Below are 17,720 nucleotides of genomic sequence, written 5' to 3' on the forward strand. Positions count from 1 at the left end.
TCAAAATGACGCCTGCCGAACTTCTGGAATCCCACGCCGCAGCCGGCCGCCGATATGCCACTGCGCTTCTCGAATTGGAAGCCGCGTTCATCGATTTGGCCGGTCACGACCGGGCGCTTGAAAACCAGAATGTTCCGGTCGGCCCGACGCCCGTCCGTGGATTTTTTGGACATCCTGATTCCAGGCCGTGGCCGCTTCGCCATGCCGAGTTTGCACCCGGTGCCGGGTCGAATTGGCAGGACGAGTCCCGCGCGCGCGGCGACGCCCTGATCGCCAGCGTCATGACCGACGCGGCAGCCTGAAAGGGGAATGACAATGAACAGAATTGATCAGCTGAAAGCCAGGTGGAAGCCGGAATGGAACGATCGCGCCGATCTCGCTAAGTTGAGCGGCGCTTTTTCGAAGGCCCTGTCTTTCATCGAAGCTGTGCCGAAGAGCCGTACAACGCTCGCCGGGCCTGGAAATTTGAGCCCGAAGGGGCTCAACGAAGCGGTGCGTGCCATTGCGGCCGAAAAGGTCGTCCCTGAGCTTCGTCGCGCGCAGTTCGAGGCCGAAAAGGCAGCAAACGGAATCAAGAACGACAAGGCTCGGATGGCTGTGCCGAAGCCGGACAAAGCCGACATCGCTGGCGCGATCTTGCGCCAGGATATTCGGGCCTTTCTTCGCGGTAGCGACAAGCGCCTGGATCTAATCCAGAACAATCAAGACCTCGCCATTGCTGCTTTTGAGGGTCCGCCCGAGCTTTCCGGCCTAACCCATGAGCAGCGCGGCCATCTTCAGCGCGACATCATCGAAAAAACCCATGGCGCCGCGCTTCAAGCAATCGAGAGCGCCCAAGAGGCCACGGAGTTGCTGCAAGCCGCGATTGAAATGGCCGTAGGTAGCGTGAAGACTGCCGGCGGTTTTCCCGAGGGTCAGGACCATCTCTTCAACAGCTGGATGAACGCAGCCAGCGCGTCGGTCGAGCGCGAAATTGCTGTCGAAAAAGCTCCTGCGGCGGAAGCTCCAGCGGTCTTCGATAACAAGACGTTCAACGAGCGGTTCGACCAACTCCTCAGAGAAGCCGTTTAGGAGGAAATGCAATGTCGACTCTTCCCGCGACCGGTCTCGAAGTCATCAGCCTTCCGCCGTATAGCGCAATTTCAATCACGGTGGCCGGCGGTGCCGGCTCGGGCAGCATCGAGCGGCTCGGCAATAATCCGGGCGAAGCCTCTTTCGGAGAGGTGGCGCTCACTGCCAGCACGACAATTGGCCCGTTTCCTGTGCCGACGAGGCATCTACTGCGGTGCAGCCCTGCCAACCATCTGAGCTACACCGTCGCCGCAGCCGATTTCCCGGCTGTTACCTCCGGCGTCGAGCGCATCGTGAACCTATCCCAAGCGGAATATGAGGCGCTGTCACCGCCCGACGCGGCAACCCTTTACTTAATCGTCGGCTAGGAGGCCAAATCATGTCAACCGTGACACTCGAAGACGTCAAAGCCGCACGGGACACTGCCGCCGCGCGTTACCAAGCTGTACTGGCTGACCTCTCAGTTGCCTACGCTGATCTGGCTGGCATCGACATCGCCCTGGCGCAGCTTTCCGGCTCCGCCGAGATCGTCAACATCGGCAAGCATCTGGCTAAGCTGATCGGCGAACAACTGGCCAAGCCGGCTGCTGTCGGAGGGGAATGAACCATGGAAACCGCCGGCAACGTCACAATCCAGATCAGCGGCAACATCGCACCCTTCGAAGCGAAGCTTGCGCAGGCGCAGCAGCTTGCGACGAAATTCGACGCTGAAATCACGGCGAAACTGAACGGTGCCGGCCTATCTGAAGGATTGGCCAGGATCGCGGCCGGTGTTGACGCAACCAATGCGCTGCTGACCAAGCTGACGACTTCCAGCGCCGGGGCTGGATTGGCGCTGAGCAAAGTGGCCGCATCGACCACGGCCACCACGGCGGCTCTGACACAGGTCGCCACAGCAACGAAGCTCGTCAACGCCGAGATGGCCAGCATAGGCGGCTCTGGCGGTGGCGCGGCAGCGCTTGCAACGGGCACGATTGCAGCAAAGGATTTTGCCGCCGCATTGGAGGCCACAGGCGGCAATTTGTCGAAGATCACGCCGCAAATGGTCGGGTTGGCGACGGAAACTGAGGCCGTCGCGGTAGCAAGCAAAGCCGCTGCCGTTGGCATGGCGGAACTTGGCGTTGCCGAGACTAGAACGGCTGGCCTTGGCGCTGGCGTCACGAGGGAATTTTCAGTGCTTGGCGCCGAAATTGCGCGCGGCAATTTCTCAAGAATTCCGGGCAGCCTGATCGTGCTGAACGAGCGCCTTGTCAGCACCGGCACCGGTGTCCTGACCCTCAGAAACGGGCTCACTGCCCTTGGCGGTCTCGCCTCGGCTGTCTTCAATCCCTTCACGCTCGGCTTCCTGGCCATCTCCATCGGTTCGGAGGTGGCTATCAGGGCTTTCAGCGGCATGAAGGGGAGCATTCTGGACGTCAACACGGTCCTTGAGAACAACAAGAAACTGATCGACGAAATCGCCAAGGCCTATCCAGAAGCGGCAATTGCGGCCAAGCAGTATGAGGAACAGGCAAACCAGATACCGAAGTCCATCGTAGCCGCCGATACGGCAAACCAGATAGCAGATGCGAGGAAGACGCTTTCAGCGGATCTGGACGCGCTCCGCATCGACATGCATGCGCTTGGCGGTGAGTTCGCGCTGACGGGCAAGGCCGGCTCCGAGGCGTTCGAAGCCCTTTCAGGCAGGGTGCACGACGGCACGATCAGCGCCCAGGCTCTCTATAGCGAGATCGGCAAACTTGAGCTTGATCCCAAGCTGAGCGCCGAGGCGCACTCTTTCGCAAGGTCGCTGGAGGATGCGGCGAAGAAAGCCGCGGATCTGGAAAGGTCAATCTCCGCCGATACGGGGATTAATAACATCATCCAGAACAATGAGAAGGCACAGCACACGCTTTTCGAAATCTCTGCCGGCTTCAAGGACGTGTCCGCCAGCGCAGGCAGCGCCGATGCTACGATTGCCAAGCTGTTCGGCACGATGAATTCCGGTGGCTCTGGTGGGTTCGGGGTAACGCGCTCTTTGGCGGGTCAGTTTGGCGGCCAGGTAAACGGCCAACTACAGACCACGCTCGGATTGTTCCAGCAGGTAGACGCTGCGGTGCAGAATGCCCGGCAAAATCAGTTGGCCGGAATGGTCCAGCTTGAATCGCAGTTCCGCGCCACAACCACTCAGGTTGACGTGCTGAAGCAGGCGCTCGCTACAGCGGGCGGCAAGGACAACATTCAAGCCTTCTTCGGCGATGTTGCTGGCATCAAGGACGCCAACAGCGAGATTGCCGATGCCACGGCCACAGTGCGTAAGCTCTTTGCCGCAATGGCCACGGGTAACGCCACCGTGAATGCCGTGTATCAGGGGCTCGACATGGTGCGACAGACCCTGATCAAGGACGGATTCCCCGTCGATAAGGTCAATAACTTCGTCGACTCTTTGGTGCGGACCAATCAGGAGCTCGTCGCCGACACGGGCGCCGCCAAGCAGCTCAACGCGGCAATTCAGGCTATCAAAAACCGTACCGTAACCATCACGGTCGTCACGCAGCAAGTCGGCACGGGCACGAAGTCGATTTACGATGTCGGCACCACTGGCGGGATCGGCGTCACCCGCTACGGTGCCGCACCAGGCTCGCCATCTGGTCCGTCGATGACCTCATACCAAGTGCCAAGCACCGCAGGCGGCATGGTCGACACCAGCCTCGGCGGCACCAGTGGCGTCACCGTCACGCGCTTCAGCAGCGAAGGGCCATGGCAGAACCCGAATGGCGCCACGGCGGCCGAATGGTCGCAACTCACGCCTCAGAACAAGAAGGATATCTATAACGGCAAGACCGACTACGCCCATATCCTCTACCCGGATTATTACCGTGCTGGCGGCGGTCCGGTAAGCGCACACACTCCATATTGGGTAGGCGAGCAAGGTCCGGAACTGGTTGTGCCCTCCGGCAACGGCACCGTCATTCCCAACGCCCAATCCCTTGCGCTTGCTCAGTCGCTCGCCAGCCCGCAATCCGGCTTCACCGGCACCCAGCCGACACAGCAGTCCGATCGCATGTGGACGGTCATGATGAACATCGAGGCCAACACGCGCAAGACGGCGCAGCTGCTCGATGAAGTCAATACCAGGGGCGCATCGGCCGCAAGCAGTGGCGGTTCGTCGGGCGCTTCGGGCACCATGACGAAAATCGGCGGCGAACTCTACGATTCCAACGGGCTGAATGCCGGCGGCCATACGGCACAACAGGTAGCCGCCTACAGCAAGGTCTTGACCTCCGCCATGTCCAATTATTCGGCAATCGGCGGCATGGGTCTTGTTGGCTATGGGGCGAATGGCCTGGCGGCGACACCACAGCAGATCGCCTACAACCTCGTCTATGGCGGCATGAAGTCGGTCGGCATCCCGTCAAATTCAAAAGTCGGCCCATCTGCGCCGACCGCACTGCATGGCGGCGACCCGTACAATTCGATGCTCAACGGGCTGACCCCAGGCACGGCGCAATATGCGCAGGTCTATGCCCAGGCGCTCGCCGCGTCGAACAAGGCGAAGGGCTTTGTCACCGGCGGCATGATCGATGCCGGCGACACGCAAAAGGTCGAGTTCTTCAAGAACCCAAATGAGAAGGTGATCATCGCGCGTCCAGATCAGTTCGCCGATGTGCGGCCGGGATCGACGGGGACAAGTTCCAGCAGCGGCAACGACAATCATCCGATCGTCGTCAACCAGACCCACAACTGGAATGGCAACGCGCCGCCTTCCAAGGATAGCCAGGCTGAAATCCGCAGGCAGACCGCGCTTGGCATCCGCGACGCTTTGAGGTCCGTCAATGGCCGTTGATAGGATGATGCTGGCGCTCGCCTTTGTCGCATCGATCGCCATCATCCTGGCGCTGGCGTGGCCGTTCTAAGCCTCTTGGCGACGAGCCTTACCTGCCAAGGGGGGGCGGCCATTTCGGCGCGCGCAATGACTTCGCGGACATTCTTTGTCAGCCGGCGGTTCTGCTCAATGAGTTCCTGAGTTTCTTTAATGCGGATGAGGGCCTGCCGCTCCCTCTCATCGAAGGGCGTAACGAGCTTTTCGGTGTCGTTGATCTGTTGCATGACGATGCCGCCTTCGTGTTCCACCTAGAGATAGAAACCCGCGAGGCTGGAAACCGTTCCCTTTAGGCACCCGCATTGCATGACCTTGGTCGGCCCGCATCCGCTGCAAATGGGCGCGGGCCATCAGGCGGAACCGAATGAGGGGCTTGCAACTTGTTAGCTTAGACGAAGCTTGCATGAGGCACGCCTAATGTTCAGGGATAAAGAAACACGAGTTTTAGAAGCCGCCCTGCTCGCCGCAGTGCCAATCTCGATTCTGATCGCGGTGGCGATGGTTAGCCTTACGTTCCGTTGGTTCGGATGAGCAAGCGCGGTACAGATTTCTTGTACAGATGGATTTCGGCGAACGTTCCCGAAACGGTCGGCGCCGATGTCATATCGGTTGCCGAACTGACCCAGAAGCTGTTTGCCGATGCAAAGGCAATCGGCATCAGCAGCACGGCGATCGAGGAAGACACCGGCAGCGTCTACGAGGCGATCCTTGACGCGATTGTGCACCATGATGCCGGCTTGGCGGACTGAGGCCGCTTGCTCTATACCGACGACATGGGAAAAGGCTGGACGGTTCAAACGCTCATCGACGGCAAGATGAAGCTGACGGCGTTCTGCCACGATTCCCAGGCCGATTTCGAAGCCTAGGAGCAAGTTCGCTGCCATCTTCAAGGCAAGCGCGCTGTAGCGGCTTCCCTGCCTGCCTAAGAGGCCTTCACTGCGTTGGCGGTATCATCACGCTTACATTGCCAACTCTATTGAACTAGCAACCTAGCCAAGACCTGTCTGATAGTTTGCCCGGAACTGCCAACCGGGATCTCGTCCACCTGAATCACCATAGGAACACCCAAATCTATTGCGGCGTCCCAGGCGATCGACAATTCCATCGCCAATTTGACAACCCGTTGGGCCGCCTTTCCCTGTTCGTCCGTCATATCCATGCGAAGAACCTTCAATGAGAATTGGAGTAACAACGTACCTGAATGTTGTTAGCGAACTCGGAAATCGTCTGCTGCTTGTTTTCTTCGACGCTGAACAATGGCATCTGATAGGCCAAAATAACCATCTGCCTAGCCAAGTCCTTGAGGTTGGGGTCTTTATCGAATTTATCGACCACGGCCATCATTTCGGACATATCTGTCCCGGTCTGACGCTTCTGCATTATGTTCCGAGCAAGTTCGCCAATTGCGGTACAGTTTTCCGTCAAAATGTCCGCCTTTGTAGGCGATACCAGTGAAAGCGTGCCCGCGACGAATGCGGCGACCCTAAAAATATTCATTCCCAAGTCCCTCCCAAGACTTGCGTGTAGCATCAATCAAAGTCGGTTCTTCTGCAAGATCAGCTTTTCCGAAGCCTCACACCAGCACCGCCGCCATTCTCCGGGAAGGTCACCTGACTTTCAGGAACACCTTGTTCCTTCGCAAGTCTCGCCAATTCCAGGCGCCATTGTTTCCGCCATGCAGGCTTAGCCTTCTTCCACCACGTCAGCATCGTAAGGAGGGCAGTCTGGTCCTCATCCGAAAACTCGTCCGCGTCTTCGATGCCGAGGTCCAGTAGCTTCTCGGCGACCGGGCGTTCGGCAATGAACGCGGCCAGATCGCGCAAGTTCAAATCCGCAACGCGTTGCGCTTTTGCCGTATCGTCGCCCACGTATGCCGCAGCCTTCATATAGAGCTGCGCTGTTCGCGTCGAGAAGGCGCATTGCTCAGCGACCCAGGCTGCCCACTGCCCATGCTCTACGGTGGCCTTGGCTTCCGTCAGGAGCCGACCGCATTCGAGAGCGTGGCCGATCGCCTCTCGTTTCGACCTTTCAACGGCGTCGTGCGCGGCATTGATCGCAACGGCGATGTTTGATCCCGTGTTCATTCGGCGGCTCCCTTCGGAAGATAGCCCTTGGCCTCAAGTTCCGCCACGATCAGCATCTCGACATAGGCAGCGACGGTGCGCCGATCATCTTTTGCGGCGCGTTCCAGTGCTTCCTTCACAATGGGTTCGATTCTCAATCCGAGTGCGGCGGTACGGGCCATTTCGCTTCCTGTTTGCAATTGTTAGCAGACGATAGTTGACCGCTAACGGCTAATGATTTACACCTGCTAACGTTGTAACACAATGCTAGGAGAAATCCAAATGCCGAAACTCACGTTTCCGGCGGCCGGCGAAGCTATGCCCGCTGCCGAGGGAATGCACTTCATCACCGGGCGGTTTTCCCGCCGCACCCTGCTTGTCGGGATCGTTCCTGCCGCCTTGGCGGCTTCCGTCGTGCCGGCGCTGACTCTGATCGCTCCAGTCAAAGAAAGCCGCGAGGCCAGAAGACGCCGCCTCCAGGCCCTCTTGGAGAGCCTTCCGCCCGAACAGCAAGAGTTCATCCTCACGCGTTTCGGCCAGATAGCCGACCACGTGAGGGCGATGCAGGCGAGCGGCGCCGACTCGCCGACGATCCTTGCCTACATTCGCCGCCGGGCGCGCGAAGAGGTGGTGCTATGAACACGCACGTGAGGACTTTGAAGCCCTTGGGGATGCCAAAGGGCATGGATCCACGTCAATGGCGCCAGTCTGTCGAGAAACGCCTCAACGAGCTTCTGGACAGCGCCATGTCGCTGATCACCGCGCTGGACCTGATGGAAGTCGATTGCGACCTAGAGGACACGGCCGATGACGAGCCTTCGCTCGGCTGGTGCGAGCGTGGCCCTCAGACTGTGGCTGCCTTCCATGACGGCAGGGGAAGCCCTTACGACGACCGCGAGTTGGACAACGCCGACGATGAGGACGACGGCACCGAGGAACCTACCCTCGGCGCTCCCAACCGTACATCACAGTTGCACTGGGCAGATGGCGCGCGCGGCGATCATGAGCGCGAAGCCGACGCTGACTTTGAGGCCGAACACGATCCCGAAACCGTCATGTGGGGCGATGACCTCAAGTCTCAGGAAGTGCTGGTGTAAAGTGGGACAGTCTGTCCCACTTTCTAAGCCTAAGCCGACAATTGGCCCGCTGCCTCACGGTGGCGGGCTTTTTCATGTCGCGAGCATGTCGCGTGGAGTTGCCGTAAGCCAGTGAAAGCCATTGTAAATCAATGGTAGCCAGTTGCAACATGAGGCGGCCATGCCCTGCCCGTGACTGGCATTTAACCAATTGATTTTGCTTCGTTAAAGTCGCTATAGTGCCGCGAAAACCCACGGACTCTGACTCCGTTAGTCCTGGTTCGAATCCAGGTTCCCCAGCCAAGCAATTTCAACCACTTGCGATATCTAAGCCTCGCCTTCAGGCGTTTGTGTCGCGTCAAGCTCCAAGCAGAGCTTTTCAGCCGCCGCCAATGTCCAGTGTAAGGGCGCGGACAGGGGTCCAGGCGTCTGTACGGGGCGCTCTGACGGCTTTGGCAAGATCGTCGAAGATCGTGTCCATGGGCCGACTCTAGATCCAAACCCCGAATCTGTGGCCCCCCGGCCGGAACATTCTTTGCCGGGTGAAGTTTGGAACCTGCCTTGGTTTTAATCCCCGTGGGCCAAGGCAGGAGGCTGCCTCCATTCAGCTTCCGCGGCCCGCCTCGGACGGAGGCAAAACCGTCTGGGGCGGGCTTCGGTTCAACCTTGTCGCCAAGCGATCATGGTTTTCCACCGTTAACTCTTTGGATCGAGTTTTCTTGCTGGAGCTTCGGTGACTCGTTTATTAGAAAGCCCTTATGGAGCGACGGCACGCAATCCGAAGAGTCATGGATGGGCTCTGGGAGGTCTACGACATAGACAACGACAAGGTTGTGCGCGTGGGTGGAGTGCCCTTGACAAACTTATTGGATGAGGACGCGCTCGACGCGTTGGACCTGATAAGGGATGGCTTCCTGACTCCTGGCCAGTCCAGGAGGAAAAAGGCCTAAGGCGAGATACCAGTTCCGCACGACTAGTCGGGCGTCGGCGGCTGCAATCCCAGGCGCAAACTCTGACCTTCAGCGAAAGCCACGGCATCTGGCTCACGTTCGAAGGCTCTGGAATAGCTGTTGCCGTCCGTTGTTACGATCCTAACAACCCACTCGCCTAAGGATTGGCTGATTTCTACTGCTGGGGCATACGGTCTGTTATCGGCCATGCCCCTGCTTTAAAAACTGACGGTTTCGGAATGTCTCACGAAGTTCGTCGCCCCCTTTATTAGCTCATCTTAATATAATGCCATAACAATAGCTATGCCAGCTTAAGCCAGCACAAACGGCACGCTTCCAGACCACGTGCGGCAACCGCCAGCGCCGACACGCAGACGCCAAGGCGGCCGGCATCAAGCGGCACGAGATCGACGAAGAAGTGGACAGCCTCTACCGCACAATCCTCGACGCAATGCTGCGCTATGACATAAGCGTGCAAAAAAGGCCCCGGCGCAGGGTGAATCGCCGGGGCCTTTAGCCATGTACGAGATACTTAGCATGTCCGCTCATTACGATGCGCTAACGTGCTCAAGAATGCGTAAATCCGCTACACAACCTGTAGCAGGTGGCAGGTGAGGGAAGTACAGGACAATCCTCCCCGTTGCGGCGCCCCACCCAAAACGGAGATCGCCGAACCTTCCAAACAGTTATCGCAGGCTGAAATCGAGCGCTTCCTGGTGGCAGCGGAAGCGCTGCACAAGAGCATCGTGAACCGCTCATATCGCCTACCTGCGATCACTACCGCGCAACGCGAACCCTGCATGAAGTATTGTTGAAGGCGGTGAGGGATGTCACTGGCAAGGACGTCGAGTTCATCCAGTAGAACACCACGGGACCAGTTCGGCCCCCTGTGGGTAGGGACTTCGGTCTTAGTTGAGCAATCGCTAATATGCTTATAACTTAGGCAGTGCGGGGGACGATCCCAAATCGAAGCCTAACCCGCAATGGCCGGTGCCGCCCGCTTCCAACCCAAGCATCCCTGCACCGGCCATTCTTTTGCGCCCCCCGATCCGTGCGGCAGGCGGTGCCCTCCATACCCTGCCGAAGATCGTGCGCGGGCTTTTCCAACTTTCCAAGGGGCAGCCACGACCGACAAGCCTGCAACCACGTATGTCGTTAGCGTCTTCGACAAGCAGCACTGGCAGACCGTCCTCACCACTAAAGACAAGGCAGAAGCCGAGGCGCTTGAACAGGCGATGGTCCAGGACGGCGTAGAGCGCGGGTCGAGGAGATTACCCCGAAGCCGAAGAAGCGCTAAAGGGCTCGGCGCAGTCGGCGACATATCCGGTGATCGATCGGCGAGCTTTGAAGATCTCGAGCTGCCTGAGTGAACAGCAACACGACAAAGAGAACGACCACTGCTGATGCGAACCCGGTAACGAGAGCCATCCGCGCAAACGTCGCCGACGTCAGGATGTTCCCTTGAAAATGGCCGGCGCCCGTTGGGCGGGTGGCGTTGGGTAAAGGCGCCGGCCAGGCGGAAACAGGTCCGCCGCGCCGCACAGATGGCCGATTTATCGGGCCGGCGTTATGGCGTGATCGCGGAAGCTTAATGTTTTCCAGGCAGGAGCAACGCTTCGCCCCCGCGCGGCGTGCTTGACCATTGCCGGCAACTTTGTGGGTGAGGGATTCGTATAGCAATTGTCCTGATGTAGGGCATTCCAGGTCACCCGTTTAGGTGGGTGAGCGCCGGCTGTAGTCGACCTTCGCGATATAAAAGCAATTGCTAACATAATGAAAAAGTGCCAGCGTCTGGCTCCGCGTCGCGTATGGGAGGATGCCATGGCCGATGGTGGAATGAATGTCACCAAACTTGAATCCAAATCTCACGACAACCCGGATGAAGTTCGCTCGCCCGCCAAGACACGCGTTGAGGTGGTGCGGCTTCCAGGCTTTACGCTCGGGCGGCTCAATATGGAGCCGGGATGGAAATGGTCCGAATGTGTGAAGCCGGTCGTCAAGACGGATAGCTGTCAGGTATCGCATGTCGGCTACGTCGTTTCCGGAACCATCACCATCAGGATGAACGACGGAACTCAGAAAACCTTCACGAAGGGTACGTCCTATACGATCCCGCCCGGCCACGACGCCTGGGTGGAAGGCAACGAACGCTTCGTCTGCATCGAGGTCATGAGCGCCGAGCAATACGCCAAGCCGGCGTAAGGCAGGCTGCAAACCGGTTGGCTAAAAGGTTCGCGTCGGGCGGCGAGGCTGATGCCACGACATGAATATGTAGTCCACAACCGCCGCAAATATCAGCGCGATGACATCGTCGTGGTTGCGCGCCGGGTCGCCTCATCCCTTCCACATCGTCGATCGGAGAACGGCCTGCATATGCTCCGGGAGGTCGAGTTCGCCGCGCGCCTCTATCTCCAAAAGATATTGGGCCTTGGCCAGGCGATCGCCTTCCTCGACCGCGGCATAGCCGCAGATGGCGAGCAGCGCCCTCTCCTCCTCCCGGCTGGCTCTGTCGGAGTCGCCGCCTATGCCGTGCAGCGCCTTGCCGAACGCCGCATATGCAATCCTGTGCGCCTCAAGCAGCTCTCGCAGCCTATCGGACGGTTCCTGGTCTTGGCCCGGCGGCTCTATGCCGAGTGCCGTTGCCGCTGCCGTCGAGGCGACGACTGCGCTGCCGGAGTGGAAAAGCAAGGCGCGGCGATTGATCCTGGACGTGGCGAACTCTCCCATTTGCTTCGATGGCTATCAGTTCGATGACATGACACCATTGGACCGTAACACGACGGTTTGCACATTCGTGTCAGGATGGAAGGCCAAGGCAGCCGAGGCTGGCTGATGCGCAGCACCTGAATCCAGCTTCCCGTCCCGAAAACACGAACGGCTCATCACTTTGAGCGGCTTGAGGCAGGTGAGATTTGCAAGACAAAAAGATTGGTGGCCGCTGGCGCGCTCCAATGGCTAAGTTGCGTAAACGTTTCCTGCACGAGGCCGCGTAGTGGTCACAGACACTGAGTTCATTCTCGAAAGCATCAGCCAAGGCTGCGTGACGCTCGCCGATGGCGAATTCCTTATCGACAGGCTGGTGAAGTATGTCGGCAACGGAAGGATCCGCTGGCATGTCGAGTTTCGTGGGCATCGCGTCGAGTTCACAACCGGTCAGCTCAAGAAGCAGCCTACCTTCCGAAGAAAGATGCTCGAACAGGCCGGTGTGCTGCCGCCCCAGCGTGCGGGGGCCAGCTACAGGCGTTGGGCACTCGATCTGAGGAAGAATGCCATCGAGCTTCCCTGGCGGGATCGGCCGGTTGATGCCGGTTTCGTCATCGACAGCCTTGTCAGTCTTGGGGGCGACCGCTGGACGGTTGACTATCAAGGCAAGGTCATCAAGTTCACGACGACCAAACTCCGCCGGCAGACCAGTTTCCGCAAGCGGATGCTGCTGAAGGCCAAGGTGCTGCCGCCCCAGCTTGATCCGGTTGCCTATCGGAAGTGGGTGGACTGGCTGATCCAAAACGCCACAGAGGCTGCACCGCAGGCCAGCGATGCCTTGATGAGCGAGAAAAGTTGGCTTGACGACCTGCCCGAGCTGGCCGGCTGGCAAAACGAAGCGCTGCACGACGGGACCAACTAGGGGCTGAGCGCCACCGACAGTCCCCGTTGTGGTCACCCAAAACCTGGTTCGAATCCAGGAACCCCAGCCAGAAGTTTCTCGCGAAATTCCCAAAGCAGGCTGTTTGCAGTCTTGGATGGCGAAATGCGCTGGACCAAGTCTTCATTCATGAATGACGCCTATACAGGCAAACTCGATGATCATCGAGGGAGGGCTGGCGTTGAGACGTAGTAACAAGGTCATCGTCATCGTCATCACTGCCGCTCTTGCTGTCTGGTTCCTGGGGCCAAGGTTACTTGGATTCCGGAGTTGGGGATGGCATCAAAAGCTCGTGCTTGAGGTGAATACCCCTGGTGGCCTTGTGTCAGGGGGAAGCACCATCTCGGCAGCCATAAGCATGGCGCCCAAATGGGTCCCGACCAACGCAGGAAACTTGCACGGCACGATCAGGGGAGAGTCATCGTTTGTGGAGGTCTCGCCTGGCAGGTATCTCTTTGCGCTGCTCAACGATCGTGAGACCGAGCGCGCGATGGTTTCTTTCCATTTCAAGGCGAGCGAAACCAGTTCTCAGATCTTCAGTGCGCTGAGCACCGAGCACGGGACAGGTTTCGTGCCTTACAGCCTTTATCCGGAACTGGTGACGTTTGATGACCTTTCCGACCCGAAATCAGTGAGAGAGGTCGATCCCCATAACCTTGAGGCGACTTTTGGACCGGGTGTATCCCTGAAACGCATTGCACTGGAGGTCACCCGTGAACGAGTGACAGCCGGCCCCATAGAAGAGATATTGAAGTGGCTGCCCGATTATTGCGGAATTCGCTTCGACGGTGCCCGATCTGGGACATTGTCTGCCTCGAACAGGCTCGCCAATTCGTTGAGTTCCGGAGCGTTTAAGATCCCGTGCCGGTGAAACACCAGCCTTGCCCTCTCAAACACTGGCAATGGCACTCGTGGCGTTGCCATGCCTATAGATTTCGGCACACATTGATGGCCAAGGAATCTGGCCTGAGCGTGCCTCGCGGCTCACCAAACTTCGAATGGAAGACATGGACCGCTTCAATCTCGGCACCTATCGCCGCCCCATCTCCACGCGCTCCACTGAGACCCAGCGCTGGTTCGATATCGGGCTCAACTGGTGCTACGGCTTCAACCATGAGGAAGGCATCAAGTGCTTCGAGAGAGCGCTGGAGACCGATCCCGTCTGCGCTTTCGTGCATTGGGGCATCGCCTATGCCGCCGGGCCTTTCTATAACCTGACCTGGAAGGAACATGGCGAGGCCGAGGCCAACAGCGCGACCAAGCGCTGCTTCGAGCATGTCCAGCTGGCACGGGCCAACGCGGCTGGCGCCAGCGAGATCGAACGACGATTGATCGAGGCGCTGGCCCGCCGTTTCCAGAAGCTGCACAGAGTGAGCCCGCAGGAATTCGAACAGTGGGATGATGCCTATGCCGCCGCGATGCGGCAGGTGTACCAGGATTTTCCCGACGACCATGATGTGATGGCGCTGTTGGTCGAGGCGCTGATGATGCGCACGGTGCGGCGGCTGTGGAACCTCAAGACCGGTGCACCGGCGCCGAATTCGGACGTGCTTGAAGCGCTGGAGGTTTGCGAGCGGTCGATCCGGCTCGCCGACGAGGCGGGTGCCGCACAACACCCGGCGATCCTGCACCTGCACATCCATTTGCTGGAAATGTCCACCATGCCGGAACGCGGCTTGCGCTCGGCCGATCGGCTTGGCGAAATGTGCCCCGATGCCGGGCACATGAACCATATGCCGGGGCATATCCATGTGCTGTGCGGGGACTATGAGAAGGCGAAGATCGCGAGCGAAAAGGCGGTCCGCGCCAACGACCTTTATCTCGCCTATGCCGACGAGCCGACCTATTACCTGCTCGGCTGCTGCCACGATCTGCATCTGATGATGTTCACCTGCATGTTCCTTGGCCAGTATCGGCCGGCGCTGTGGGCCGCCGACAAGGTGCGCAGCCTGGTGACGCGCGACGTGGTCGCCATCCAGGACCGGCCCAAGCTGACGCAAACAGTGGAAGGTTATCATGCGATGAAATCGCATGTGCAGGTGCGCTTCGGCCGCTGGCAGGAGATCATCGACGAGCCGCCAGTCGAAGAGCCCGGCCTCTATGTGCTGACGGCGGCCATGCAGCATTATGCCAAGGGTGTCGCGCATGCGACGCTGCGGCAATTCGCTGGGGCCGAGCGCGAGCGCGACCAGTTCCATCGGCATGTGGCGGACATTCCGGCCGAGCGGCGTTTCCTCAGCAACCCGACCCGCGCCTCGCTCGCCGTCGGTGCCGCCTTGCTCGATGGCGAGCTTGCCTACCATCAGGGCCGGCACGACGAAGCCTACGCCCATTTGCGGCAAGCGGTCGAGCTGGACGACAACCTCTCCTACACCGAGCCATGGGCGTGGATGCACCCTCCCCGCCATGCGCTGGCGGCACTGCTTCTCGGCCAGGGCCATGCTGAGGAAGCCGAGCAGGTCTATCGCGACGATCTCGGCCTGAGCGGCAAGGTGCAGCGCTGCGCCCAGCATCCGGACAATGTCTGGGCGCTGCACGGGCTGGTGGAATGTTTGAGGCATAGCGGTGAGAGCGAAGAGCTGCCGCTGCTGCAGGCAAAGCTTACCACGGCATTGGCCAAGGCAGATGTGGCGATCAGTTCGTCATGCCTGTGCCGGACGAGCGTGCAGCGCAGCTGCTGTCACTGAGATTCCGATCTGAGGATGTTTCTATCCGAACCCGGCCTTGATGGAAGCCCGAGCCGCCACCGCCCGGACCAGGCCTTGGATCAGGATTTTATGGCCGCAGCGCGGACAGTCCTCGCTTGATCGCTGAAGTACGCTGCGCGCAATTCTTGATCAGGCGACGGAAAACGGCATCAGCCGATCAGGCCAGGCTCAATGAACGGCTTTCCTCAATTAGCGCAGAGCAGTCGATCTCGTCGTGAAATTGGGCGTATGCGTCAGGCGCAAGCCAGGAAGCGTAAGATCGAAGCCGCTTGAGCCTGGCTGTTTTCTCGAGCCGCGCCAGGCGCTCATCTTCGGCTGGTTGGGCACGAGGCGGCCTTTTGTTCCTCTCGGCAGGATCTTGCATATCGACTCTCCTCGGTCGGAGCCTATTAAGAGGCCCGCTCAATGAGCGAGTTGGCCCACTCACCGGAAGGATGGAACCACCTGTTGCTCCGGTGGGCCGCACTCCACCTGGGCAGGATGCCACCACAGGCGCGGCCGAAAGTCGCCATCCATTTTGATGAAGCTGCCGCAAATTGGCGTCGGACTCGGCAGACCTATCCTCAAACCCTTAAGCCTTGTCGCCCTTGATCCAGTCTTCATGCCTGTGCCGGATGAGCGTGCAATCAGATCCTTGCTGCTGTCATTGAATTGGGCGTCGCCCTCATGCGAACGGCGCCGTTCGCTACGAGAATATCTCAGCCAGTTGTTCCACGCTGGTGCCCTCCTTGAGCTGCCGCAATTCGACATAGCTGACTGCGGCGGCAACCGATGAAAGCACCGTCACAGCCGCCTTCACCACGGCTTCGACAATCAAGCCGAAGGTGAAATTCAAGGGAACGACGAGGCGAGGCGCCACGACACCCACCAGCGTTCCACCCAGTATGAGGATCAGCCACAGCCCGAGCAATGCCCAGCGGCTCTCCTTGGTCAGGTCTCGGCTGCGCGCCATGCTGTCGAGAATATTTCGTCTTTCCTGGATCAGGACCGGCATCGCGACCGACCAGCGAAGCAGAAGCAGGATTCCGGGTACGATCAGCAGGACCAGCCCCAGCACGATGGCCAGCGTCACCACCAACGAGGTCAGCAGGACCGGAAAAAACATGGCAATGGCGACAGCCAGGCAATCACCTGGGGAAGGTTTTTCGCCCTGCATATCGACAATGGCCGCGCGTATAAGGGCTGTCTGCAAGATGGCGATCACGCCGACATAGAAAAGCAGGCCGGCAATGACGAATATCTGGTACTGGCTCAAGAGGGCCAACCCGGAACTGCCACTGGCGAAGGTCGCCTCGACGTACCAGAACGAGAGGCCAAACCTCGGCACGGCGTAGAGAACAGCGCCGAGGCCGAGGCACAGCACAGGATTGCGGTAAATGACCGCCAGACTGTCATTCAACACCCGGCCGATTCGGAATCGGTCGGCCCGCTCCAGTACTGCAGAGGACATCAAAATGGGCGCCTACGAGAATATCTTCGCCAGTTCGTCGATGCTTGCGCCTTCCTTGACCTGGCGCAGTTCGACATAGCTGACCGCGGCGGCGATCGACAGCACCATCGAGACCACGGTCTGCACCAGTGCAGCGCCCAACTGGGCCAGAATTCCACCAAACAGGACGAAAACCAGCAATATCCCCCACTGGATGACCATCGCGATGATCATCAGTATGAGAAACAGGCCAAACAGCGACCAGCGGTTGCCCTTTGTCAGGGCGCGGCTGCGCGACATCGAACCGAATACGCCCCGCCGCTCCTGGATCAGGACCGGCACCGACATCGACCATCCGAGCCACAAGATGATGCCGGGCACGATCAGGGCCAGCATGGCAAGGCCGGCGCCAAGGGCGACGAGGAAGCCAATCGCCAGCGTCGGCAGCAGGAAGCGGACCGCAATCTGAATGCAATCGCCGAAGGACGGTCGCCTGCCATTCAGGTCCTCGATGGTCGCCCGGACCAGCGACGACTGAAGCAGCAGCGTGAAAACGAAGGAAACCAGCCCGGCGATAAGGCTGAGGTAGGAATTGCGAAACATCGCATGGGGATCCGCCATCGCGCCCGGATCGCCATGCAACATCGCGTCGATCTGCGGCTGGGTCCACAACCGGATAAGCAGTGTCGGCACGCCCGCGAACAGTGCGGCAAGGCCAAGGCAAAGCCCGATGTTGCGGCCGATGACGGCAAAGGTGTTGTTGAACACCCTGCCGATCTCGAACCGGCTGGGTTGTCCCAGTGTCGCAGTGGTCATGACATTTCCCCCCGGTCGCCGCCGCATCCAAACGGCCGACATCGAAAGTAAATCTGCCAAGATTGAAAGGCTTCGTCCAGTGGACTTGCAATTGTCGAGGCG

General features: G+C 59.3%; 20 protein-coding genes and 1 pseudogene. 13 read left to right on the forward strand and 8 right to left on the reverse strand.

The window, feature by feature from the left end; genetic code table 11:
- The first annotated feature begins 5 nt into the window (after window positions 1–5).
- The 5 genes from CKW40_RS20455 to CKW40_RS20475 all read left to right on the forward strand — a co-directional run bounded on the left by CKW40_RS20455 (window position 6) and on the right by CKW40_RS20475 (window position 4,897).
- A complete protein-coding gene (locus tag CKW40_RS20455; protein ID WP_095201646.1) occupies window positions 6–302 on the forward strand; it encodes a hypothetical protein in 297 nt (98 codons plus the stop codon).
- Between the two features lie 13 nt (window positions 303–315).
- Entirely contained in the window at window positions 316–1,071 is a 756-nt protein-coding gene (locus CKW40_RS20460) for a hypothetical protein (protein ID WP_095201647.1), read from the forward strand.
- Between the two features lie 11 nt (window positions 1,072–1,082).
- A complete protein-coding gene (locus CKW40_RS20465; RefSeq protein WP_095201648.1) occupies window positions 1,083–1,439 on the forward strand; it encodes a phage upper tail fiber protein in 357 nt (118 codons plus the stop codon).
- 11 nt (window positions 1,440–1,450) lie between these two features.
- Window positions 1,451–1,675, forward strand: a complete 225-nt coding sequence (locus CKW40_RS20470; protein ID WP_095201649.1) for a hypothetical protein — start codon at window positions 1,451–1,453, stop codon at window positions 1,673–1,675.
- 315 nt (window positions 1,676–1,990) lie between these two features.
- Window positions 1,991–4,897, forward strand: coding sequence for a hypothetical protein (locus tag CKW40_RS20475; RefSeq protein ID WP_179298039.1), 2,907 nt, complete (start codon window positions 1,991–1,993; stop codon window positions 4,895–4,897).
- Window positions 4,898–4,938: 41 nt separating this feature from the next.
- Here the strand turns inward: CKW40_RS20475 and CKW40_RS20480 are convergent, their stop codons facing one another.
- Window positions 4,939–5,160: a hypothetical protein gene (locus tag CKW40_RS20480; RefSeq protein WP_143748342.1), complete on the reverse strand. Its 222-nt coding sequence runs from the start codon at window positions 5,158–5,160 to the stop codon at window positions 4,939–4,941.
- 300 nt (window positions 5,161–5,460) lie between these two features.
- On the opposite strand from CKW40_RS20480, the gene CKW40_RS20485 reads away from it, so the two are divergent.
- Entirely contained in the window at window positions 5,461–5,682 is a 222-nt protein-coding gene (locus CKW40_RS20485) for a DUF768 domain-containing protein (RefSeq protein ID WP_095201652.1), read from the forward strand.
- Window positions 5,683–5,906: 224 nt separating this feature from the next.
- On the opposite strand, the gene CKW40_RS20490 is transcribed toward CKW40_RS20485, so the two are convergent.
- From CKW40_RS20490 to CKW40_RS43860, 4 genes are read right to left on the reverse strand one after another with little or no spacing between them, the layout of a single operon-like run.
- On the reverse strand, window positions 5,907–6,092 hold the full coding sequence (locus tag CKW40_RS20490) for a hypothetical protein (RefSeq protein WP_095201653.1): 186 nt from the start codon (window positions 6,090–6,092) through the stop codon (window positions 5,907–5,909).
- Between the two features lie 11 nt (window positions 6,093–6,103).
- Window positions 6,104–6,430 carry a hypothetical protein gene (locus CKW40_RS20495; RefSeq protein WP_143748343.1) on the reverse strand — a complete coding sequence of 109 codons (327 nt, stop codon included), beginning with the start codon at window positions 6,428–6,430 and terminating at the stop codon, window positions 6,104–6,106.
- Window positions 6,431–6,489: 59 nt separating this feature from the next.
- On the reverse strand, window positions 6,490–7,017 hold the full coding sequence (locus CKW40_RS20500; RefSeq protein WP_095201655.1) for a DUF3102 domain-containing protein: 528 nt from the start codon (window positions 7,015–7,017) through the stop codon (window positions 6,490–6,492).
- Entirely contained in the window at window positions 7,014–7,178 is a 165-nt protein-coding gene (locus tag CKW40_RS43860; RefSeq protein WP_179298040.1) for a type II toxin-antitoxin system antitoxin, read from the reverse strand. Before CKW40_RS43860 ends, CKW40_RS20500 begins: the two co-directional genes overlap by 4 nt.
- 100 nt (window positions 7,179–7,278) lie before the next feature.
- Between CKW40_RS43860 and CKW40_RS20505 the strand changes: the two genes are divergently transcribed.
- The 4 genes and pseudogenes from CKW40_RS20505 to CKW40_RS20530 all read left to right on the forward strand — a co-directional run bounded on the left by CKW40_RS20505 (window position 7,279) and on the right by CKW40_RS20530 (window position 11,224).
- Window positions 7,279–7,635, forward strand: a complete 357-nt coding sequence (locus CKW40_RS20505) for a hypothetical protein (RefSeq protein WP_143748344.1) — start codon at window positions 7,279–7,281, stop codon at window positions 7,633–7,635.
- Window positions 7,636–7,679: 44 nt separating this feature from the next.
- Window positions 7,680–8,093: a hypothetical protein gene (locus tag CKW40_RS20510; RefSeq protein WP_143748345.1), complete on the forward strand. Its 414-nt coding sequence runs from the start codon at window positions 7,680–7,682 to the stop codon at window positions 8,091–8,093.
- A gap of 1,594 nt (window positions 8,094–9,687) precedes the next feature.
- Window positions 9,688–9,884, forward strand: a pseudogene (locus CKW40_RS45585) (hypothetical protein).
- A 959-nt stretch (window positions 9,885–10,843) separates the two neighbouring features.
- Complete coding sequence (locus CKW40_RS20530; RefSeq protein ID WP_095201660.1) at window positions 10,844–11,224, forward strand: cupin domain-containing protein; 381 nt, start codon at window positions 10,844–10,846, stop codon at window positions 11,222–11,224.
- Between the two features lie 132 nt (window positions 11,225–11,356).
- Here the strand turns inward: CKW40_RS20530 and CKW40_RS20535 are convergent, their stop codons facing one another.
- A complete protein-coding gene (locus CKW40_RS20535) occupies window positions 11,357–11,749 on the reverse strand; it encodes a hypothetical protein (RefSeq protein WP_095201661.1) in 393 nt (130 codons plus the stop codon).
- A gap of 265 nt (window positions 11,750–12,014) precedes the next feature.
- Between CKW40_RS20535 and CKW40_RS20540 the strand changes: the two genes are divergently transcribed.
- The 3 genes from CKW40_RS20540 to CKW40_RS20550 all read left to right on the forward strand — a co-directional run bounded on the left by CKW40_RS20540 (window position 12,015) and on the right by CKW40_RS20550 (window position 15,352).
- Window positions 12,015–12,647, forward strand: a complete 633-nt coding sequence (locus CKW40_RS20540) for a hypothetical protein (protein WP_095201662.1) — start codon at window positions 12,015–12,017, stop codon at window positions 12,645–12,647.
- Between the two features lie 175 nt (window positions 12,648–12,822).
- A complete protein-coding gene (locus CKW40_RS20545) occupies window positions 12,823–13,536 on the forward strand; it encodes a hypothetical protein (protein ID WP_095201721.1) in 714 nt (237 codons plus the stop codon).
- A gap of 136 nt (window positions 13,537–13,672) precedes the next feature.
- Entirely contained in the window at window positions 13,673–15,352 is a 1,680-nt protein-coding gene (locus CKW40_RS20550; protein ID WP_095201722.1) for a tetratricopeptide repeat protein, read from the forward strand.
- Between the two features lie 706 nt (window positions 15,353–16,058).
- On the opposite strand, the gene CKW40_RS20560 is transcribed toward CKW40_RS20550, so the two are convergent.
- Both CKW40_RS20560 and CKW40_RS20565 read right to left on the reverse strand, forming a co-directional pair.
- On the reverse strand, window positions 16,059–16,823 hold the full coding sequence (locus CKW40_RS20560) for a YciC family protein (RefSeq protein ID WP_143748347.1): 765 nt from the start codon (window positions 16,821–16,823) through the stop codon (window positions 16,059–16,061).
- Between the two features lie 12 nt (window positions 16,824–16,835).
- Window positions 16,836–17,618 carry a YciC family protein gene (locus tag CKW40_RS20565; RefSeq protein ID WP_095201664.1) on the reverse strand — a complete coding sequence of 261 codons (783 nt, stop codon included), beginning with the start codon at window positions 17,616–17,618 and terminating at the stop codon, window positions 16,836–16,838.
- Window positions 17,619–17,720 lie beyond the last annotated feature (102 nt).

The organism is Mesorhizobium carmichaelinearum (assembly GCF_900199455.1).
GTDB lineage: Bacteria > Pseudomonadota > Alphaproteobacteria > Rhizobiales > Rhizobiaceae > Mesorhizobium > Mesorhizobium carmichaelinearum.

What these genes read in the sequence shown, in the direction of transcription:
- CKW40_RS20535 (WP_095201661.1), bottom strand. Translation starts at nt 11,749, where the DNA reads ATGGGAGAGTTCGCCACGTCCAGGATCAATCGCCGCGCCTTGCTTTTC.
- CKW40_RS20490 (WP_095201653.1), bottom strand. Translation starts at nt 6,092, where the DNA reads ATGGATATGACGGACGAACAGGGAAAGGCGGCCCAACGGGTTGTCAAA.
- CKW40_RS20530 (WP_095201660.1), top strand. Translation starts at nt 10,844, where the DNA reads ATGGCCGATGGTGGAATGAATGTCACCAAACTTGAATCCAAATCTCAC.
- CKW40_RS20565 (WP_095201664.1), bottom strand. Translation starts at nt 17,618, where the DNA reads ATGACCACTGCGACACTGGGACAACCCAGCCGGTTCGAGATCGGCAGG.
- CKW40_RS43860 (WP_179298040.1), bottom strand. Translation starts at nt 7,178, where the DNA reads ATGGCCCGTACCGCCGCACTCGGATTGAGAATCGAACCCATTGTGAAG.
- CKW40_RS20485 (WP_095201652.1), top strand. Translation starts at nt 5,461, where the DNA reads ATGAGCAAGCGCGGTACAGATTTCTTGTACAGATGGATTTCGGCGAAC.
- CKW40_RS20560 (WP_143748347.1), bottom strand. Translation starts at nt 16,823, where the DNA reads ATGTCCTCTGCAGTACTGGAGCGGGCCGACCGATTCCGAATCGGCCGG.
- CKW40_RS20475 (WP_179298039.1), top strand. Translation starts at nt 1,991, where the DNA reads ATGGCCAGCATAGGCGGCTCTGGCGGTGGCGCGGCAGCGCTTGCAACG.
- CKW40_RS20460 (WP_095201647.1), top strand. Translation starts at nt 316, where the DNA reads ATGAACAGAATTGATCAGCTGAAAGCCAGGTGGAAGCCGGAATGGAAC.
- CKW40_RS20500 (WP_095201655.1), bottom strand. Translation starts at nt 7,017, where the DNA reads ATGAACACGGGATCAAACATCGCCGTTGCGATCAATGCCGCGCACGAC.
- CKW40_RS20465 (WP_095201648.1), top strand. Translation starts at nt 1,083, where the DNA reads ATGTCGACTCTTCCCGCGACCGGTCTCGAAGTCATCAGCCTTCCGCCG.
- CKW40_RS20505 (WP_143748344.1), top strand. Translation starts at nt 7,279, where the DNA reads ATGCCGAAACTCACGTTTCCGGCGGCCGGCGAAGCTATGCCCGCTGCC.
- CKW40_RS20480 (WP_143748342.1), bottom strand. Translation starts at nt 5,160, where the DNA reads ATGCAACAGATCAACGACACCGAAAAGCTCGTTACGCCCTTCGATGAG.
- CKW40_RS20495 (WP_143748343.1), bottom strand. Translation starts at nt 6,430, where the DNA reads ATGAATATTTTTAGGGTCGCCGCATTCGTCGCGGGCACGCTTTCACTG.
- CKW40_RS20470 (WP_095201649.1), top strand. Translation starts at nt 1,451, where the DNA reads ATGTCAACCGTGACACTCGAAGACGTCAAAGCCGCACGGGACACTGCC.
- CKW40_RS20510 (WP_143748345.1), top strand. Translation starts at nt 7,680, where the DNA reads ATGGATCCACGTCAATGGCGCCAGTCTGTCGAGAAACGCCTCAACGAG.
- CKW40_RS20550 (WP_095201722.1), top strand. Translation starts at nt 13,673, where the DNA reads ATGGACCGCTTCAATCTCGGCACCTATCGCCGCCCCATCTCCACGCGC.
- CKW40_RS20545 (WP_095201721.1), top strand. Translation starts at nt 12,823, where the DNA reads ATGATCATCGAGGGAGGGCTGGCGTTGAGACGTAGTAACAAGGTCATC.
- CKW40_RS20455 (WP_095201646.1), top strand. Translation starts at nt 6, where the DNA reads ATGACGCCTGCCGAACTTCTGGAATCCCACGCCGCAGCCGGCCGCCGA.